Annotated in this window: 20 protein-coding genes and 2 riboswitches; of the genes, 9 read left to right on the top strand and 11 right to left on the bottom strand. The window is 67.1% G+C overall.

The window, feature by feature from the left end; all coding sequences use genetic code 11:
* Positions 1–858, top strand: a complete 858-nt coding sequence (locus tag QFZ61_RS15285) for an SGNH/GDSL hydrolase family protein (protein ID WP_307038248.1) — start codon at positions 1–3, stop codon at positions 856–858.
* Positions 859–891: 33 nt separating this feature from the next.
* A complete protein-coding gene (locus tag QFZ61_RS15290; protein ID WP_307037432.1) occupies positions 892–1,416 on the top strand; it encodes a hypothetical protein in 525 nt (174 codons plus the stop codon).
* A gap of 95 nt (positions 1,417–1,511) precedes the next feature.
* On the opposite strand, the gene QFZ61_RS15295 is transcribed toward QFZ61_RS15290, so the two are convergent.
* The gene (locus tag QFZ61_RS15295) at positions 1,512–2,996 is read right to left on the bottom strand and encodes a CoA-acylating methylmalonate-semialdehyde dehydrogenase (RefSeq protein WP_307037434.1); all 1,485 of its coding nucleotides are present in this window, start codon (positions 2,994–2,996) and stop codon (positions 1,512–1,514) included.
* Positions 2,997–3,026: 30 nt separating this feature from the next.
* A complete protein-coding gene (gene mmsB, locus QFZ61_RS15300; RefSeq protein WP_307037436.1) occupies positions 3,027–3,929 on the bottom strand; it encodes a 3-hydroxyisobutyrate dehydrogenase in 903 nt (300 codons plus the stop codon).
* A 119-nt stretch (positions 3,930–4,048) separates the two neighbouring features.
* Between mmsB and QFZ61_RS15305 the strand changes: the two genes are divergently transcribed.
* The 6 genes from QFZ61_RS15305 to QFZ61_RS15330 all read left to right on the top strand — a co-directional run bounded on the left by QFZ61_RS15305 (position 4,049) and on the right by QFZ61_RS15330 (position 7,898).
* Entirely contained in the window at positions 4,049–4,972 is a 924-nt protein-coding gene (locus QFZ61_RS15305; protein WP_307037438.1) for a LysR family transcriptional regulator, read from the top strand.
* 353 nt (positions 4,973–5,325) lie between these two features.
* On the top strand, positions 5,326–5,694 hold the full coding sequence (locus tag QFZ61_RS15310; protein ID WP_307037440.1) for a hypothetical protein: 369 nt from the start codon (positions 5,326–5,328) through the stop codon (positions 5,692–5,694).
* A 10-nt stretch (positions 5,695–5,704) separates the two neighbouring features.
* Positions 5,705–6,391 carry a hypothetical protein gene (locus QFZ61_RS15315; protein ID WP_307037441.1) on the top strand — a complete coding sequence of 229 codons (687 nt, stop codon included), beginning with the start codon at positions 5,705–5,707 and terminating at the stop codon, positions 6,389–6,391.
* A 92-nt stretch (positions 6,392–6,483) separates the two neighbouring features.
* The gene (locus QFZ61_RS15320) at positions 6,484–6,954 is read left to right on the top strand and encodes a hypothetical protein (protein WP_307037443.1); all 471 of its coding nucleotides are present in this window, start codon (positions 6,484–6,486) and stop codon (positions 6,952–6,954) included.
* Positions 6,947–7,252 carry a transcriptional regulator gene (locus QFZ61_RS15325; RefSeq protein ID WP_307037445.1) on the top strand — a complete coding sequence of 102 codons (306 nt, stop codon included), beginning with the start codon at positions 6,947–6,949 and terminating at the stop codon, positions 7,250–7,252. Before QFZ61_RS15320 ends, QFZ61_RS15325 begins: the two co-directional genes overlap by 8 nt.
* Positions 7,253–7,385: 133 nt before the next feature.
* Positions 7,386–7,898 carry a GNAT family N-acetyltransferase gene (locus QFZ61_RS15330; RefSeq protein ID WP_307037447.1) on the top strand — a complete coding sequence of 171 codons (513 nt, stop codon included), beginning with the start codon at positions 7,386–7,388 and terminating at the stop codon, positions 7,896–7,898.
* Positions 7,899–8,006: 108 nt separating this feature from the next.
* Here the strand turns inward: QFZ61_RS15330 and QFZ61_RS15335 are convergent, their stop codons facing one another.
* The 3 genes from QFZ61_RS15335 to QFZ61_RS15345 form a co-directional block, all read right to left on the bottom strand.
* A complete protein-coding gene (locus tag QFZ61_RS15335) occupies positions 8,007–9,386 on the bottom strand; it encodes an MFS transporter (protein ID WP_307037449.1) in 1,380 nt (459 codons plus the stop codon).
* A gap of 169 nt (positions 9,387–9,555) precedes the next feature.
* On the bottom strand, positions 9,556–10,707 hold the full coding sequence (locus QFZ61_RS15340) for a homoserine O-acetyltransferase (RefSeq protein WP_307037452.1): 1,152 nt from the start codon (positions 10,705–10,707) through the stop codon (positions 9,556–9,558).
* Positions 10,708–10,718: 11 nt separating this feature from the next.
* Positions 10,719–10,834, bottom strand: a riboswitch (SAM riboswitch).
* Between the two features lie 59 nt (positions 10,835–10,893).
* The gene (locus QFZ61_RS15345; RefSeq protein WP_307037454.1) at positions 10,894–12,210 is read right to left on the bottom strand and encodes a bifunctional o-acetylhomoserine/o-acetylserine sulfhydrylase; all 1,317 of its coding nucleotides are present in this window, start codon (positions 12,208–12,210) and stop codon (positions 10,894–10,896) included.
* A gap of 58 nt (positions 12,211–12,268) precedes the next feature.
* Positions 12,269–12,384: riboswitch (SAM riboswitch) on the bottom strand.
* Positions 12,385–12,540: 156 nt separating this feature from the next.
* Between QFZ61_RS15345 and QFZ61_RS15350 the strand changes: the two genes are divergently transcribed.
* Positions 12,541–13,179, top strand: coding sequence for a VOC family protein (locus tag QFZ61_RS15350; protein ID WP_307037455.1), 639 nt, complete (start codon positions 12,541–12,543; stop codon positions 13,177–13,179).
* Positions 13,180–13,301: 122 nt separating this feature from the next.
* Here QFZ61_RS15350 and QFZ61_RS15355 read toward each other — a convergent pair whose 3' ends face one another.
* The 6 genes from QFZ61_RS15355 to QFZ61_RS15380 all read right to left on the bottom strand — a co-directional run bounded on the left by QFZ61_RS15355 (position 13,302) and on the right by QFZ61_RS15380 (position 18,666).
* Positions 13,302–14,087, bottom strand: coding sequence for a CPBP family intramembrane glutamic endopeptidase (locus QFZ61_RS15355; protein WP_307037458.1), 786 nt, complete (start codon positions 14,085–14,087; stop codon positions 13,302–13,304).
* 81 nt (positions 14,088–14,168) lie between these two features.
* Complete coding sequence (locus tag QFZ61_RS15360) at positions 14,169–14,774, bottom strand: Rho termination factor N-terminal domain-containing protein (RefSeq protein WP_307037461.1); 606 nt, start codon at positions 14,772–14,774, stop codon at positions 14,169–14,171.
* Positions 14,775–14,903: 129 nt separating this feature from the next.
* Positions 14,904–15,362 carry a hypothetical protein gene (locus QFZ61_RS15365; protein ID WP_307037464.1) on the bottom strand — a complete coding sequence of 153 codons (459 nt, stop codon included), beginning with the start codon at positions 15,360–15,362 and terminating at the stop codon, positions 14,904–14,906.
* Positions 15,353–16,294 carry a hypothetical protein gene (locus QFZ61_RS15370; protein WP_307037466.1) on the bottom strand — a complete coding sequence of 314 codons (942 nt, stop codon included), beginning with the start codon at positions 16,292–16,294 and terminating at the stop codon, positions 15,353–15,355. The genes QFZ61_RS15365 and QFZ61_RS15370 overlap by 10 nt, the downstream gene beginning before the upstream one ends.
* A 36-nt stretch (positions 16,295–16,330) precedes the next feature.
* On the bottom strand, positions 16,331–17,542 hold the full coding sequence (locus QFZ61_RS15375; protein ID WP_307037468.1) for an amidohydrolase family protein: 1,212 nt from the start codon (positions 17,540–17,542) through the stop codon (positions 16,331–16,333).
* A gap of 11 nt (positions 17,543–17,553) precedes the next feature.
* Complete coding sequence (locus QFZ61_RS15380; RefSeq protein WP_307037470.1) at positions 17,554–18,666, bottom strand: FAD-binding oxidoreductase; 1,113 nt, start codon at positions 18,664–18,666, stop codon at positions 17,554–17,556.
* Between the last annotated feature and the right edge of the window lie 18 nt (positions 18,667–18,684).

The raw sequence follows: 18,684 nt of genomic DNA on the forward strand, positions 1-18,684 counted from the left end.
ATGGAGAACTTCCCGGACCGCACCGTCAATCACCCCTGGACCCGCTACGTGGCAATGGGTGACTCCTTCACCGAAGGCATCGGTGATCCCGAGCCGGCGAGCCCGGGCGGCCACCGCGGCTGGGCGGACCGGGTCGCGGAGGAACTGAGCCGGGGCCACGAAGACTTCGCGTACGCCAACCTCGCCGTGCGGGGCCGCTTGCTTCAGCAGATCGTCGACCAGCAGCTGGCCCACTGCCTGTCGCTCAAGCCGGATTTGGTGACCCTGTCCGCCGGCGGCAACGACCTGATCCGGCCCGGCGGCGACCCCGATGTGCTCGCCGCGCGGTTGGACTCCGTGGTGCAGATCCTGAGCCTGAGCGGTGCCACGGTGGTGCTGTTCAACGGCCCGGACACCGGCTCCTCCGTGCTCAGCCGGGTCCGCAGCAAGGTGGCGATCTACAACGAGAATCTGCGCACCGTAGCGGCCCGGCATGACGCAATCATTGCCGACATGTGGTCCCTCCGGCAGCTCAGCGACCCGCAGATGTGGGACGTGGACAGGCTGCATTTCTCGCCGCTGGGCCACCATACGATCGCGGCCATGGTGCTGGATTCGCTGAACGTGGAGCACACCCTGGAGCCGTTGTCACCCAAGCCGCTGCCCCCGCGCAGCTGGCGCGAGGCCCGCAGCGGGGATCTCATCTGGGCCCGCGAGCACTTTGTCCCGTGGGTGGTCCGCAGGCTCCGGCACCGCTCCTCCGGCGACGGGATCACGGCCAAGAGGCCGTTGGCCGGTCCGGTGTTCGGGCCGGGGGTTCCGCTGGGCTCCGGCGAAGGCCCGCCGGGCTCGGGCGACGCGGCGGACCTCGGGCGTTAGGCTGGAAGGACACCTTCTGAGAGGCCCGGTACCGTGAGTATTTTCTTTTTGATCATTGTGTTGTCCGTGGTGATTCCGGCCGCGAGGCGCCTGTACCGCAATTCGCAGCGGGGACAGATCCAGGACCCCGGCATGTCCGGCGGCCTCCCGGGCCAGTTCCCCGGCGGGTTCCCGGGCCAGCAGAGCAACCAGCCCCGGGACGGGATGACGCAGCGCGACTACTACGGCGGGTTCGGCCAGTTCGGCGCCCCGCAGCCTCCCGCCAACCAGCAATACCCCAACCCGCAGTACCCCGGCCAGCAGTACCCGGTGCCGTACGAAGATAGCCCGGAGTACCTGAACAACCCGCCGCAGGCCGCACCGCAACAGCCGCAGTGGCAGTCTCCGGCGCAGCCGCCGTCGTCCTCCGCCCCGGGGGTACCGCCGGTTCCTCCGGTTCCGTCCGGACCCCAGGGCTACCGCGCGCGCAGGCTCGCCGAACTGGACCAGAAGTACAGCAACGGCGAGCTGTCGATGGAGGATTACATGGCCCAGCGTGCGGAGATTATGAAGGGCTAGGGACCGCCCGCCGACAGGAACGCGGGGCCACTTCGCGCCCGTCCGGAACCGGACTTGGGCGGAATTGACCCCGCGTTCCTGTTTGCTGCGGAAGCCTAGTCGACCTGGGGGAAACCGAGGTCGATTACCGAGGTGGACGGGTCCGGCCAGCGGGTGGTGACGACCTTGCCCCGGGTGTAGAAGCGGATGCTTTCGGGGCCGTACATGTGCGTGTCACCGAAGAGCGAGTTCTTCCAGCCGCCGAAGGAGAAGGTTCCCACCGGCACCGGGATCGGCACGTTGACGCCGACCATGCCGGCCTCGACATCGAACTCGAACTGGCGGGCGGCGCCGCCGTCGCGGGTGAAGATTGCCACGCCGTTGCCGAACTCGTTGTCATTGACCAGCTTCACGGCGTCGGCGTAGGTCTCAACGCGCACAACGGAAAGGACCGGTCCGAAGATCTCGTCGTCGTAAACCTTCATGCCGGGCTTGACGTGGTCGATCAGGCTGACGCCGATGAAGAAGCCGTTGGAGTCGAACTTCTGTTCACGGCCGTCCACCACCACGGAGGCACCTTCGTTTTCGGCGCCGGCCACGTAGGAGGCCACCTTGTCGCGGTGGTCCGCGGTGATCAGCGGGCCCATCTGCGAGGCCGGGTCCGTGCCGGGGCCGATCTGGAGCGTGGTCATGCGGCTCTTGATCGCTCCGACCAGGTCATCGGCGATATTGCCGACGGCGACCAGGACGCTGACGGCCATGCAGCGCTCCCCCGCGGAGCCGTAGGCAGCGGAGACGGCGGCGTCGGCGGCCATGTCCAGGTCCGCGTCGGGGAGCACAACCATGTGGTTTTTTGCCCCGCCGAGGGCCTGGACGCGCTTGCCGTGGTCGGCGGCGCGCTTGTAGATCGACTGCGCGATCGGCGTCGAACCGACAAAGCTGACGGCCTTGACGTCGGGGTGCTCCAGCAGCACGTCGACCGCTTCCTTGTCGCCGTGCACCACGTTCAGCACACCGGCCGGAAGCCCTGCCTCGGCGAAGACCTGGGCGATGAAGAGCGAGGAGGACGGGTCCTTCTCGCTGGGCTTGAGCAGCACGGTGTTGCCGCAGGCCAGCGCGCTGCCGATCATCCACAGCGGCACCATGGCGGGGAAGTTGAATGGCGTGATGCAGGCGACGACGCCGACCGGCTGGCGCACGGAGTGGACGTCGACGCCGCCGGACACCTGCTCGGAGCGTTCGCCCTTTAGGGCGTGCGAGAGCCCGGTCGCGAACTCGATGTTTTCCAGGCCGCGGGTGATTTCGCCCTCGGCGTCGGAGAGGACCTTGCCGTGCTCGCTGGTCAGGATGGCTGCCAGTTCGGGCCGGCGCTGCATCAGCAGTTCGCGGACCCGGAAGAAGATGGCGGTGCGCTTGGCCAGGCTTGTAGCGCGCCAGCCGGGCAGGGCCGCACGCGCGGCAGCGATCGCTTCCTCGACGCGGGCGGCGGAGGCAAGGGCCACCTCTTTTTCCTGCTCGCCGGTAGCCGGGTTGAAGACCGGGCCGAAGCGCTCGGCGTCGGGGACGAGGTCGCCGTTGATGAAGTGCGGAATGCGTTCCATGGTGGATCTCTTTCTAAAAAGGTTGAACGTCTACTTGGCGGACTCGAGCGAGCCGTCGACGAGCTTGACGATGGCCGAGCAGTCGGTGCCGGACTGGCCGGCGTCGATGAGGCGCTGGAAAAGCTGCTGGACGTGCTGGCCGATTTCCAGCGGGGTGCCGGTGTCCGCCGCGGCGCTGATAGCGAGGCCGATGTCCTTGTTCGCGAGCTCCGCGGTGAACGTCGGTGCGAAGTTGTTGTTCGAGGCCGCGGTAGGCACAACGCCGGCCACCGGGTACCAGGTGCGCAGTGCCCAGCTGTCACCGGAGGACACTGAAGCGATGTCCCAGAAGACCTGCTTGTCCAGGCCCAGGCGGTCCGCCAGCACGGCGCCTTCGGCGGTGGAGGCAAGGTTGATGAACAGCATGAGGTTGTTGCAGATCTTCGCTGCCTGGCCGGTGGTGGGACCGCCGGTGGGGATGATGTTGGCGGCCATCGGGCGGATGTATTCGGTGGCGTCGGCCACTGCGCCGGCTTCGCCGCCGATCATGAACGTCAAGGTGGCTGCCTTGGCGCCGCTCATGCCGCCGGAAACGGGAGCGTCCACGAAGCGGAAGCCGGCTTCCGCCGCGGCGTCGTGCAGTGCCTGGGCCGAGGCGATGTCGATGGTGGAGGAGTCCACCAGCAGGGTCTTGGTGTCTGCATGGGCCAGCACGCCGTCCTCGCCGAGGTACACCGCGCGGGCATGCTCGCCCTTGGGCAGCATGGTGAAGACGACGTCGGCGCCCTGCACTGCCTCGGCGATGCTGCCGACAGGCTTAACTCCCCCGGCCTCGGCGGCGGACAGGGCTTCCGGGTTGAGGTCGAAGCCGCGCACCTCGTTTCCGGCTTTAGCGAGGTTTACCGACATGGACCCGCCCATGTTTCCCAGTCCGATCCAGGCGACAACTGCCATGGCGTAAGCTCCTTTGCTTTGAGTGCGTGCGTCCGGCGTAACTGCCGGGCTCCTATGTCCAGCATCACACCCTGCTAGAGTGCAATCAAGGGGAAAAAGTAAAGATGCCATGTGCAGCCATGCACATCGACGAAAGGCCCCCGGTGAACCGCCTCCCGAGTCCCGATGACCTGCTGATCCTGCTGACGGTGGCCCGGCTGGGCCGGTTCAACGCTGTTGCGGAGACCCTGGGGACCACGCACACCACCATCTCGCGCAGGATCTTGGCATTGGACAAGCAGCTGGGCGGCCGGACGCTTGAGCGCAGCCCGCAGGGCTGGGAGCTTACCGAGTTGGGATCGCAGGCGGTGGCTGCCGCAGAGGCCATCGAAGGCACACTCAGCGCCCTGTCCGGCCGGATCGCGCGGCGCGACGATGTGCTCTCCGGCCTGGTCCGGATCAGCACCCCGGACGGTTTTGGCGCGGAGTTCGTCACTCCCGCCCTGGTCCGGTTGCAGCTGGAGCATCCGCTGCTGAACGTGGAGATGCTCAGCGCCACCCGCAAGGTGAGCCAGAACCGGTCCGGGGTGGATCTTGAGGTGGTGGTCGGCAACCTGGAGGTCAGCAATGCCCAGACCATCTTTTTGGCCAATTACTTCCTCCGGCTTTACGCCAGCCCGCAGTACGCGCAGGAGCACGGAGTGCCGGAGACGCTCGACGACGTCCGGCAGCACGGCTTTGTTTCCTACGTCGAGTCCGCACTGCAGGTCGCCGAACTCGGCCACCGCTCCACCCAGCTGCCGGTGCCGCGGTCCAGCTTCCAGGCCACCAGCATCTTCGCCCAGTTGGAGGCCGTCCGCCGCGCCGCCGGGATCGGGCTGCTGCCCAACTTCCTCGTGGTCGGCAAACCCGGATTCGTGCCGGTGCTGCCGGACGACTTCCAGCGGCAGCTGCCCATCTGGGCGGTGGCTCGGGCCGAATCGCTGCGCTCGGCACCGGTGCAGGCCGTGCTCGCGGCTGTCCGGGCGGAGATCGCCGAGCGCCAGGACGAGCTGAACGGCTGACCCTGCGCCGCCCTCCGGGACGGACGGAACAGTCCTGTTCTGCATGCGCCGTCCCGCCCGGTACCTCAAGCTTTTTATAGGCTTTCATGCCCGGCATTTTGCTAATCTCTTCGCAGGGGCTGGTGCCCCTAGCCAGGGGGACCAGCGATGCACCCTTTTTCGATAATGGGATTCATGGGAACCGTAAATGCGCCTGCGGATAACTGTCGTCCCCTCCGGCGGGCCTTGAGCGTCATTGCGTGCACATCTTCCGTTGACAGGTCCCCCATCACGGGCCTTTTCCCCCAGATGACAGAGAGGTCATCATGCGTATATTTAGCCGAATCCTCAGTCCCCTTATTCTCCTGGTTGCGATGCTCCTTCCCGCCGGCGGAGCGGCCGCTGCCTCCGCGGAATCGACCCGCACCGAGCAGGTCAATGCTGTAATCAACAACTGCAACGGGGAATTGGTCAGGCTGGAGGTGGCTGTCCACGTCGTTTCCAAGGAGCAAAAAGACGGATCCTTTATCCAGCGCGCCAACATTCACGGTCAAGGCACCGGCGATCAGAGCAACGAGTACGTCTTTAGTGCCACCAACGCGTCCAGGTGGACGTCCGGTGGTTTCTACTCATTTGACGAACGTTCCCGGCTGATTAGCAAGGGGCCTCAGCCCAACCTCGTGCTCCTCATTCACTTCGACCCGGATACGGGACTGACGATCAAAGCCGGCTGCCGGGGCTAAGGCCCGCCGGATGAAGTTCGCAGGAGTGCTCCCCGAGGACGCGCCCGACCCGCGCGTTGAGCAGGCCCGGCGCCTCAAGCTCATGCCGGTTCCCGTCGTGGGACTGGCGCCCCAGCCTTCGCTCGAGGACGCGGACATGGTCGGAATCCAATACGGCCAAGACTCACGCGGATACAGCGAGATGTCAGCGAGCATCACCTACACCCTGTGGCGCAATCCCACAGACCGGTCCGACCCGGGGAACCTGGCCGAACTCGACGAGCAGACCCGCAGGTCGATCGAGCGAGTCCCGCCGTGGCCTCGGCCGGAGTGGCTAATCGGGTATGTCGAGCGGATGCGATACCCGCAACTCTGGGAGGCCGTGAAGACAACGTGGCACCGCGACCCCTCCGAACGTTCGTCCCCTGCCCGGGTGCTGGCAGAACACGTCAACTACTTCCTTATCAATCGCTACCGGCAGAAGCCGCAGGGCAGCAGCGAGGTTCGGGACTTTGAGGACCTTGGGGTCGGCAAACGACCCATCATCCGAGACATCGCGGTACGCGTCGACGGCGTCGAGGTCCCCGGCCTGGAGATGGACACTGACCCTTTCGTGTACGCGGTGGGCGCAGCTCTCCAACACGGCGCGGTGGTCACCGCCGTCATCCCGCGCGATGAGCTCGAGTTCATACGCGTCGAGTTCGCCAATCGTCCTTGACCGCCCGGCGCCGAGGCGCCAGCTGACGGATCAGTGGCCACGCACTCCGCATCACTTGCCCAATCGGAAAGGCATTGGATAGGCTTTCCGACATGGAAAGCAATTTTGAGGGACGCCCCTCGGCAGACGATGCCGCCGCCAGCCTCCGCGAACTGGCGTCAGACCGACAAACCTTGGCCGACGGCGCGCGTGTTCCCAGGGTACTGTTTGCCGCGCTCGGGGGCGTCGCGGCCTGGTGGGTAGCAGGAGCCGCGACCTCCAACCCCGGGGAGAACTACGAACCCCCGGCTTCCGGGTGGTTGGGCCTGGTAGTAGTTCTTGTTGTCCTTCACTTGATCCGCCAAGAAACCGGAATCCGATTCCGCAACATGGGTGCGCGCGCCACAACGGCAACGATCGCAATTTTCGCCGTCTGCCTCGCGCTTTTCTCAATCTCGCTTGGCTTGGTCTCCTTCGGCGCACCCTGGGCCGTGGCGCTGACCAGCGTTTCCGCCTTCGGTCTTGTCACTTGGCTCGCGGGAATCGTTCACCGCTCGGCGCTGGATCAGTTGCGGCGTGCCTGAGGCCCGGTTCGATGACGTCATCCACGCACCGGTACGGTTGAGGATCTGCGGAGTGCTGCGGCCGGTGGAGCAGATGGACTTCGCGGTGCTGCGCGACACGCTCCGCGTCTCGGACGCAACACTCTCGAAGCACCTCAAGACCCTGGCTGAGGCCAGCTACGTCACCCTGACAAAGGCCGCATCGGCGGCCCGCCCCGACGCCCGCCGGCTGACATGGGTGACCCTCACACCTGCTGGGCGGATCGCCTTCGACGCACACGTGCGTGCACTGAAGGAGATCGCTGGCAGTGCCGGCTGAACAGGCTGGATCAGGTGGGAACGTTCCGTTCGCGTATGAGCGCTGCTGCAGAGTCCCGGCCGCAACCACTGCCCAGCAGGTCGCGTCCGCATTCGTCGGCGCTTCTCAGGACAATGAATGGGAGACTGCGAGAATGATTCGTACTCTGGACTTACCGGTCACCCTCAGCACCAAGGCCCAGGAGCTCACGCTGCGCCGGGCTTCCGACGGCGACCTCACGGCACTGATGCTCCTTCTCGCTGACGATCCCATCAGCGCAACGCGAGGCGACAGGGCCGACGACGCCGACGCCGCTGCGTACCGGTCCGCGCTGGCTGAAATCCTTGCTGATCCCGCCAACGACCTGCTCGTGGTCGTGAACGAGGCAGACGAGCCCCTCGCCACCATGCAGCTCACCCGCATCCCTGGTATGGCCCGGCGCGGTTCCACTCGGCTGCTGGTCGAAGCCGTGCGGGTCCGCAGCGACCACAGGGCAAGTGGCATCGGATCAGCGATGATGCGGTGGGTTACCGGAAGTGCAGCCCCGGCCGTTGAGGCGTCGCTGGTCCAGCTCACATCGGACGAGGCACGTCAGGACGCCCACCGCTTCTATGAGCGGCTGGGATTCGTTGGATCGCACCGGGGCTTTAAATACAGGCTGGGATGAAGCCGACAACCATCGGCTGCAGTACCGCAGAACATTAACGCCAACTGCCCGTGTCCGCAGAATGCGGACACGGGCAGCAATGATGCCGGCGGGAGCTAAGCCTGCCGGTTATTTCTTGCCGGCAGCGATCAGGTCGGCGGTACCCTGCGCGTCGGCGGCGTCGACGTCGTGCAGTGAAATGCCCCGGGTTTCCTTGAGGAAGAACACCGCCACCATCGTCACCAGGCAGGCACCGAGCAGGTAGATGGCCACCGGAACGGAGGACTTGTACTGGCCCAGCAGCGAACTGGCGATGATCGGAGCAAGTGATCCGGCGACGATCGAGGTGACCTGGTAGCCCAGGGACACGCCGGAGTAGCGCATCCGGGTCGGGAACATCTCCGCCATGATCGCCGGCTGCCCGGCGTACATCAGGGCGTGGAACAGCAGGCCAATGGTGATCGCGAGGAGGATGATGAGGTCGTTCTTGGTGTCCATCATCGGGAAGGCGAAGAAGCCCCAGGTGGCGCCAAGGACGGCTCCGGCCATGTACACCGGCTTGCGCCCAAGGCGGTCCGAGAGCCGGCCCACCATGGGTACGACGGCGAAGTGGATGAAGTGCGCCACCAGCAACAGGAGCAGGATGCGCGAGGTGTCCGCCTGGACGATCACCTTGAGGTACGTGATCGAGAAGGTGACCACGAGGTAGTACAGGACGTTTTCGGCGAAGCGCAGGCCCATGGCGGTGAACACGCCACGGGGGTAGCGACGGAAGACCTCGGCCACACCGTAGCCCTTGTTCTCGACGACAACTTCCTTCTGGGCCTCGAGGAAGATCGGGGCGTCCTGGACCTTGGTGCGGATGTAGTAACCAATGACCACGATCACGGCGGAGAGCCAGAACGCGATGCGCCAGCCCCAGCCCAGGAAGTCGGCGGAGGACAGCACCGAGGACAGGATGAACAGCACGGCGGTGGCGAGCAGGTTGCCCATCGGGACCGCCGACTGCGGCCAGCTGGCCCAGAAGCCGCGGGACTTGCTGGGGCTGTGCTCGGCAACGAGCAGGACGGCGCCGCCCCACTCACCGCCGACTGCGAAGCCCTGGGCGAAACGCAGGAAGACGAGCAGCGCCGGCGCCCAGTAGCCGATCTGCTGGAAGCTGGGCAGGCAGCCCATCAGGAACGTGGAGACACCGACGAGGATGATGCTGAGCTGCAGCAGCTGCTTGCGGCCGAACTTGTCACCAAAGTGTCCGAAGACGATGCCACCGATGGGACGGGCGACGAAGCCGACGGCGTAGGTCAGGAAGGCTGCGATGATGCCGTCCAGCTCGGTGCCGGAGTTGGGGAAGAACATCTTGCCAAAGACCAGGGTGGCGGCGGACGCGTAGAGGAAGAATTCGTACCACTCGACGACGGTGCCGGCCATGGAGGCCGCGACTACTTTCTTAAGGCCGGACGACTTGACGTCCGGCTCTTCCCGCCTGGCGGCGGCGTTTTCCGTGCTCATAAAGACTCCTTCGGTGTCGCCTTCGACACCCCGTGGACCATTGGGTAGACAACGCGTGTGAGTTGTAACACACGGCGTCATTCTCCACGAGTATGGACTGTTCTTCGGGCAGGCTCAACGACAAATAGTGCAGAGGGGGTCTGCAAAAACGCACACGATGCTCCGCGCCTCAGCGAAAGAAGCTGCCCCGAAGTTGGTCGCTGAGCTGGCCGATCTCGGTCAGGAAGCCGTCGTGGCCGATCGGTGCCTCAATGACGTGGACGGGGACCTCGCCGGGAAGGGCCTCGGCGAGCGCGCGGGACTGTGCAGGGAAGTACAGCCGGTCCGAGTTCACCGCGGCGACGAAGAACTCCGCGGCGGTGGCAGCGAGCGCCTGCGGCAGGGTGCCGCGGCCGCGCGCGACGTCGTGGCTCATGAGCGCTTCGGTAATGGCGATGTAGCTGTTGGCGTCGAAGCGGCGGACCAGCTTGTTGCCCTGGTGGTCCAGGTAGCTCTCCACCTGGTAGCGGCCGCGGCCTGCCAGGGAGCCTGCCGCCAGCGGGGCCTCGGCCTCCTGTGCACTGCGGCCGAAGCGTTCGTCCAGCTCAGCGGCGGAACGGTAGGTGATGTGGGCGATCCGGCGGGCCAGGGCCAGTCCGGCGTGCGGCTCGGGGCCGCCGTAGTAGTCACCGCCGTTGAAGTGGGGGTCCTGGCGGATGGCCAGGGTCTGGGCCTGGGCAAAGGCAATCTGTTCGGCGGTGCTGCTGGCGCCCACCGAGATGACCGCGCAGCGCTGCACCCGCTCCGGGTAGCTGACGGCCCACTCCAAGGCCCGGGCCCCGCCGAGAGACCCACCCAGTACCGCGTACCAGCGGTCAATGCCCAGGGCGTCGGCAAGCCGGGCTTCGGCTGCAGTGCTGTCGCGGAGCGTCACCAGCGGGAAGCGCGATCCCCACGGCCGGCCGTCGGGGGCAGGTGTGGAGGGCCCGGTGGAGCCGTAGCAGCCGCCCAGGATGTTGACAGACACGACAAAGTACTTGTCCGTGTCGACCGGGGCGCCGGGTCCTGCCAATTGTTCCCACCAGCCCGGTTCCTGGCCCGCGCCTCTGGTGACGTGGGTGTCCCCGGTCAGGGCGTGTTCGATCAGCACGGCGTTGGAGGCGTCCGCGTTGAGGCTCCCCCAGGTTTCGTAGGCGAGCGTGACTTCCGGCAGCGTGGCCCCGGATTCGAGCGCCAGGGAACCGACCTGCAGGTACTGCACGGTCCCATCGGGAACAGCGCCGTCAGGGACGGGGGAAAGCTTGGTTCCGGGAACACCGGTGCGGGTGACGGCAATCGTCATGTGAGGACCTAACTTCGCGCTTGCCCGCCGTCAGCTGACCGGCAGGCCAGGTCTTCACCCGGGGCACCCCGCCGCAAAAGGAGGGTTGCCGGCCAGCAAGCCGGGGCTGTCACTGGCACTCATGACCTGGGTCGATTCTACGAAACACGGCGGCGCAAGCGCGAAGATTGTGACGGTTGTGTGACCTCAGACGTCCTTGGCGGCCCGGAAGCCGGCGTCGAGGTCCGCGATGATGTCGTCGATGTGCTCAAGACCCACCGACAGCCGCACCAGGCCGGGGTGGACGCCGGCCACCGCCTGCTGTTCGGGTGAGAGCTGGCTGTGGGTGGTCGACGCCGGGTGGATGACCAGGGAACGCACGTCGCCGATGTTCGCCACGTGGGAATGCAGTTCGAGCGCGTCAACGAAGCGCTTTCCGGCTTCCGCTCCCCCGGCCACGATGAACGACACGACGGCGCCGGTGCCCTTGGGTCCGTACTTGCGGCCCCGCTCGTACCACGGGCTGGAGGGCAGACCGGCGTAGGCAACCGATTCGACGTCGTTCCTTGCCTCCAACCACGTGGCTACCGCCACGGCGTTGGCGACGTGCCGTTCCATCCGCAGGCTGAGGGTCTCAATGCCCTGCGCGATGAGGAAGGCATTGAACGGTGAGACGGCGGAACCGAGGTCGCGCAGCAGCTGGACCCGTGCCTTCAGAATGAAGGACAGGTTGGCGCCCAGCGCGCCGTCCGCTCCCAGGTCCCGGGCGTAGACCAGGCCATTGTAGGTGGGGTCCGGGGTGTTGAAGCCCGGGAAGCGTTCCGGGTCCTTGCCGAAGTCGAAGTTGCCGGAGTCCACGATCACGCCGGCGATCGCGGTGCCGTGGCCGCCCAGGTATTTGGTGGCGGAGTGGACCACGACGTCCGCGCCCCACTCGAGCGGCCGGATCAGGTAGGGGGTGGAGAGGGTGTTGTCCACGACCAGCGGCACCCCGGCCCGGTGCGCGACGTCGGCGATGCCTTCGATGTCCAGCACGTCCTGGCGCGGGTTGGAGACGACCTCGCCGAAGAACAGCTTTGTGTTCGGGCGCACCGCGTCGCGCCATTGCTCGAGGTTGTCCGGGTCCGCCACGAAGGTCACGGCAATGCCGAGCTTCTTCAGCGTGTGGCCCAGCAGGTTGTAGGTGCCGCCGTAGAGGCTGGGGCTGGCGACGACGTGGTCGCCGGCTTCGGCGACGTTGAGGACGGCGAAAGTTGCCGCGGCCTGGCCGGAGCTGAGCAGGAGCGCACCGACCCCGCCTTCGAGGCTTGCGATCCGCTGTTCCACCGCGTCCTGGGTGGGGTTGCCGATCCGGGTGTAAATAGGTGCCAGCTCGGCGAGGGCGAAGCGGTTGGCGGCGCTTTCGGCGCTGGGGAAGACGAACGACGTCGTCTGGTAGATCGGCAGCGACCGGGCGCCCGTGGCGGAATCGGGCTGTTGCCCGGCGTGAATCTGGCGGGTTTCGAAGGACCAGGCGTTCGACATTGAAGTACTCCTGTGACTGGGCACAGACCGTCACGGCCCGCTGGGCCGGACGGCTCTGGCGCCGCGCTTGCCTCCCGGCGGGCGCCGGAGGGCCAGGTCTTCACCCGGGGCACCCCACCGCGTATGGAGGGTTGCCGGCCAGCAAGCCGGGGCTTCGTGCTGGCACTCATGACCTGCGTCCAGTTTAGGAAGGCTTTCCGGCACCGGGAAGGTTTGTGACGAAGATGAAGACAGTCGCCGGCAAGGCCTGGCGGAGCCCCAAACTGGGCCTCTAACGGGGTTAGGCTACCCTAAGCTGAGAGCTCCATCACAAAGTGCCAAGATGAGGGCATGCGCATGGATCACGTCTCTTACGCCTGTGAACAAGATGGCCTTGCGGCCACCACCGACCGTATTGCGTCCGCCCTCGGAGTCGAAGCCGTGAAGGGCGGGGTACACCCCCGATTCGGGACCCGCAACATGATTATCCCGCTTGCGGGGCACAAATACCTGGAAGTCGTAGAGGTCCTGGACCACCCGGCTTCGGACAAGGCTCCGTTCGGCCAGGCCGTGCGTGCCCGCTCGGCAGCCGGCGGCGGCTGGATGGGCTGGTGCGTCGAGGTCGACGATCTGGCTCCCTTCGAGGAGCGCCTGGGACGCCTGGCCGTCAACGGCAACCGAAAATTCCCGGACGGCAGGGAACTGGTCTGGAAGCAGATCGGCATCCTCGGTCTCATCGCGGACCCGCAGGTGCCCTACATGCTCAAGTGGGAAGGCGACCCGGCCCTGCACCCGTCCCACGCCTACGAAAGCAGCGTAAAGATGTCCTCCCTCACGATCGCCGGCTCGGCTGAGCGGGTCACCGAGTGGCTGGGCGAACCGGTGGAGAAGCCGCTGGAGGATGTGGACGTGAACTGGCTGGCCCCGCACGGGACGCCCGGAATCATGTCCGTCACCTTCGAAACCAATTCCGGAGCCGTCACCATCTGACGCCTGCCAGAAAATCTTCGGCCGCCAGCAGCGGGTGCCAATGACGCCACCCACCGCTGACGGCCGAATTTCTTTAACCCGGCCCCGGGGCGGACGGCAGCGCAGGCGGGCTCACCCAGGAGTCAGCCCAGGCCGATGGCTTTGCCGAAGAGGCTGAAGCCGACGAATGCGACAATGTCCAGCAGCGCATGGGCGATCACCAGCGGCATCACCCGCCGCGTCCTGGTGTAAATCAGGGCGAAGACGACGCCCATGACGGCGTTGCCGATGAAGGGTCCGAAGCCCTGGTACAGGTGGTAGCTGCCGCGCAGCATGGAGCTGGTGAAAATCGCCAACGGCATGCCCCAGCCGAACTTGCCGAGCCGGTCCAGCAGGTAGCCGACCACAATCACTTCCTCCACGATCCCGTGCCGGATGGCGGAGAGAATGAGCACGGGCACCGTCCACGAGTAGGAGTCCAGCGCGCTGGGGATGATCGCCGTCGTGATCCCCAGCGCCCTCCCGGCGGCGTACAGGCCAAGTGACGGGATGCCAATGGCCGCTGCGAGGCCCAGCCCCTGGAGCAGGTCCCTGCCCGGGCGGGCAAAGTTGAACCCGAGCTTGCGGAACGCGGAGGTGCCGGTGCTGGAGGCGCCGGCGGGAAGCCCGGTGGGCCGGTGCTCGGTCAGGAAATAGATCACCAGCACCACCGGAACCAAGGCAAAGATGATGTCCAGCAGCTGGTAGGTGAGGTCGAAGTACTCCCGGCTGCTCTGGGACCGGTTGAGCGTGGAGGTGCCCTGCGCCAGCGGCGCCCGGGTCAGCTTGTCCAGCAGCTGCACTACGGAGTACACGGCCGACTGTCCGAGTGACAGGCCTAGGACAATCCAGACTTCGAGCCGCAGCCGACGGCGGGAGGGAACCAACATGCTTCTATCCTGCCTGCCGTTGCCGGGAGTTCACTGCACGCAGCCTCGCAGCGGGCAGGCCGCGCGCCGAAGGGCGGGGCGTCAGGCATCCTCCCGGTCCGGGTTTTCGAGGCGGAAGAAGTTGGACTGGCGCCCGTCGCTGCGCTGCTCCTGATAGATGAAGTTCAGGCCGCGGTCATCGAAGGTCTTAAACCACTCGTCCCAGCTCACCTTCTTCAGGTTTGCATCACTGCCGCCAAAATCGATCCTCAGGACACCGAGGTGGTCGCCGTGCTTGGTGCCCTCGACGGTGGCCGGCACGCCGTCGCGGTCCTCGGCCCACTGCCGGATGACTTCGTGGTGGGTTGTGGCCAGGCTGCGGCCCTCGCGTTCCGGCTCGTCCTCGGTGGACGTGATCTCCTGCGAGTACTTCAGCGACTTGGAGGAGTCTGCTCCCTCGCGGATTCGTCCGCCTTCCGGGCCTGCACCGAGATCACCGGAGCCTTCGCCGGTCTCAGTGCCGGTCTCCGTACCGTCCGCCGAACGGGCCTTGGCAACCTCCTGGACGAGTTCTTCCTTGCGCAGCTTGGAGGCGCCGCTCACCTCTTCGTCCCGCGCCTCCTTCCGGAGTTCATCGACCTTCATTTCGCGCAGTTCCGACTCGTCCGCTGCGCCGGTCTTCCGGTCCGCTGAATCCTTGTCGGCCATGGTCCCACTCCTTAGATATTAGGCTGCCGCCGGTTTTCGTAAGCGTACTTACTATCTAGCTTCGTGTGCGGGCAACTTGTCAAGGGTCCCGTCAAGTTCAGTCGGGCCAGGAGGCCGCCGAACCGTCGCCTAGGGGGCCGGCGTCGGCTTCAGCCCGATGACCTCGTGGAATTTGCCGCTGCGGCCGCCCTGTGGCGCTTCCGCCGCCCGGACAAGTTGCACGTTTGAAAGGCCCTGCCCTGCCAAGAACCCGCCGAGCTTCGCCGACACGTCCGTCCACACCGCCTCCCCCACCGCCCCCGGTTCCAGCTCGAGGCGCACCCGCAGCGTGGCAGGACCGGACTGGACCAGCTGGAAGCGGTACACGCCGGGGGCGCCGTCGACGGGGGCGGTAAGGGCGAGCGGCAGGACCCGTACCGCGGCCCCGCCGGCATCTTCCAGGCGCAGGACGTCGTCGTGCCGGCCAGCCACGTGGATAGCGGGCAGCGGATTGCCGCAGGGGCAGGGGTCGGCCTTGGCGATAACGGAGTCGCCGAGGTCATAGCGGATCAGCGGCTGGACCAGGTTGGCGAGGTTGGTCAGCAGCACGGTATGGGACGGCTGCCCGGCGGGCGTGGGCCGGTGATCCGCCTCCACCGGTTCCAGGATGACCCAGTCGCTGTTGACGTGCAGCCACCCGCCAGCACATTCCAGGCCGATGGGGGTGAACTCGGAGGCAGCGTAGACGTTGTAGACCGCGGCGCCGAACGCTGCCGCCACCCGGGACCGGCCGACCAAAGTCTCACCGCTGGCCTCCACCACCACCGGACGCAGGCGCAACTGGCCGGCCTCCTGCTCCCCGGTCCGGCCAGGAGTTCGAGCGCACTCGGGTAGCCCACCACTAGCGCCGGATCGAAGTCGTTGAGCGCGTCCACCAGCAGGTCAAGCGGCTGCTGCACGGAGAACAAACGGAGGGCACGGCGGCGGCGCCGGCTGCGGCGCCGCTCCGACTCAACCCAGACGGCGGCCGCGAAGTGGCCGCCGGTACCCACAACGACGGCCGCGCGGACGCCCAGCCGCAGCACTGCCAGCAGCCGGCGCGGGTTAAGCGCGGTGCCGAGCGCCCGGACGCCCAGCGCCCGGTAGCGGATGAGGGCGGCGGGGTCGTGCACGAACAACCCCGGGTGCCCGGTAGTGCCGGAGCTGACGAAGACGAGGTAACGGCCGCGGTAACGGCTCCCTACCAGCGATGGATCGGCGACGAAGGCTTCCAGGCCTGCCCGGGTGACGGCGGGATCAGTGACCCAGTCGTCGAAATGCGCCATCAGCTGCGGCTTGGTCACCGGCGGCAGGTCCTCGAGCGGGATATCCCCGGCGGGCAGTCCGAGGTAGTGCGTCCGGTAGAACGGGGAACTGGTGCGGGCGTGCGCCACCAGGGCGGAGAGCCTGGCGTCCCGGCGGCGCGCCAGGGCCGGGGGCCCGGCGCGCTTGGCCCGCACCAGATCCATCACAACGGACAGTTCCCTGGCGAAGCCGGCCATGCGGCGTCTCCTTCCGTGCGGACGGTCAGCAGACCGTCAGCGGGCGCGAACCCCGGCGCGCCAGACGGCGGAGGTGAGCGGCATACCCGGCCGGTAGGCCAGGTGGGTGGCGGACGGGGCGTTGAGCAGGTGCAGGTCGGCCCGGTGTCCGACGGCGATCGAGCCCACCGCCCGCTCGCCGTCGACGTCGTTCCCGGCGTCCCGGCCCAGCGCCAGGGCACCGCCGTACGTTGCCGCCCGGACGGCTTCGTGCACGCTGAGCCGCATCTGCAATACCGCGGTGGTGACGCAGAACGCCATCGAGGACGTGTAGGAGGTACCAGGGTTGCAGTTGGAGGCCAGGGCCAGCTGGACCCCGGCGTCCAGCAGCTCACGGCCGGGGGCGAGCGGCTGCCGGGTGGACAGGTCGCAGGCCGGCAGGCAGGTCGCCACGGCACCGCGCTCCCCCGCGCCGGCAGCCGCCTCCCAGCCTGACCAGCTGTCTGCGAGAGCGTCCACATCGGCCCGGGACAGGTGATTGACGTGGTCTACGCTCGCGGCACCGAACTCGACTGCCAGCCGGACGCCGGGACCTTCACCCAGTTGGTTGCCGTGCACCCGCAGGCCGAGGCCCGCTTCGCGGCAGGCCGTGAGCACCCGGCGGGACTGGTCCTCGTTGAAGGCACCGCGTTCGCAAAAGACGTCGGCCCAGCGGACGTAGGGCCGGACCGCGGACAGCATGGGCCCGCAGACCAGGTCGGTGTACTCCTCCGCGCCCATCCCGGCCGGGACCAGGTGGGCGCCGAGGTACGTCACCTCGTCGGCGACAGTGGACGCAATCCGGGCGCTGCGGGCTTCGTTGTCCACATCCAGGCCGTAGCCGGTCTTGGTCTCGAGGTAGGTGGTGCCCTGGGAGACGGCCTCGGCCACGCGGCCCAGCGCCAGCCGGGTCAGGTCGAAATCGCTCGTGCTCCGGGTGGCGCCGGTGGTGACGGCAATTCCGCCGGCCCGGTAGTGCTCCCCCGCCATCCGCGCCTCGAACTCCGCTGTCCGGTCGCCGGCAAAAATCAGGTGCGTGTGCGAGTCCACCCAGCCCGGCAGCAGGGCGCGGCCTGCGGCGTCGACAGCGTCATCGGCTGCCGGTGCGTCTGCAGCGGCCCCGAGCCAGGCGATGCGCTCACCCTCGATCACGACGGCCGCATCGTTCAGGACCCGGTGTTCCGTGTCCTGGGTCATCAGCTCGGCGATGTTGGTGATCAGGGTGCTCATGGGTCCATTCTTCAGCTCCGGATGGACATCCGCGTCGCAGCCAGTGCGGCGGCTGTCCGGGATGCCGGACTGTCAGCCGGGAACGTCCCGCCGCCCTGGCCGGCGAGGATCAGGTCCGCGGCCAGCTCCGCGATCCCGGAGGAAGTCTGGAAACCGTAGCCGCCCTGGCCCGCGAGCCAGAAAAATCCGGGGGCTTCGGCGTCGAACCCCACCACCGGGATCCCGTCGGCGGCTTCGGTCCGCAGCCCGGTCCAGGCACGGCTGACGTTGCCGATGCCCATGGTGGTGACGGCGTTGAGCCGGGTGATCAGCGCCTCGATGTCCCCCGGGTAGGGCCGGGCGTCCTCGGGGCCGCTGGGCACGGCTTCGGAGGGCGAAATCAGCACCTGCTGCCGCCCGTCGGGCCGGAAGTAGAAGCTGCCGGTCGACGCAACCATCGGGCAGCCCGGCGGCAGGGGGTGTTCGACGTCGACGATTGCGGCGGTGCGGCGGTAGGGCTGCAGTCCGAGCTTTTCCACCCCGCTGAGCACTGCCAGTTCGTCTGCCCATGCGCCGGCAGCGTTTACCACGACGTCGGTCTGCAGGGCTTCCTGCCCGGCTCCGAGCTCCCAGCCGGAACCGAGCCGCTGGGCGGAATGGACCTTGGCGCCGGTCAGAATGTCCACGCCGCCGGTCATCGCCCGTTCCCGGTGGTCTTCAAGCAGCAAAGAGGCGTTGCAGGCAAAGGAACCGGAGTCCAGGCCGGCGGCGGTGAACGACTCCGGTTTCAGCGCGGGGCAGATTTCCAGTGCCTCGGCGTGGCTGATCTGGTGCATGAAGCCGCTGGACTGTTGCCGGACGGCATCCTCGTCGCCGATCAGCATGAACCGGCGCGGCGAGAGCACGGGTTCAGGCCGGGTCCCCTCGTGGGTGCCGATGAGCTCCAGCGTGCGCATGGTGAGCTCCTGGACCACGGGCGGCCCGTAGCTGGGGATCAGCTGCCGGGCCGACCGGGCGGACGTGTGGTAGCCCAGCGACTGCTCAGCTTCGAGCAGGGCCACGGAGCATTTGCCGGCCAGGGCCGAGGCAAGGGACAGGCCGGCGATGCCGCCGCCCACGATCACGACATCGTATTTAGCTGACATGCCCCCATCCTTGCACCC

The sequence above is a fragment of the Arthrobacter sp. B3I4 genome (assembly GCF_030816855.1).
GTDB lineage: Bacteria > Actinomycetota > Actinomycetes > Actinomycetales > Micrococcaceae > Arthrobacter.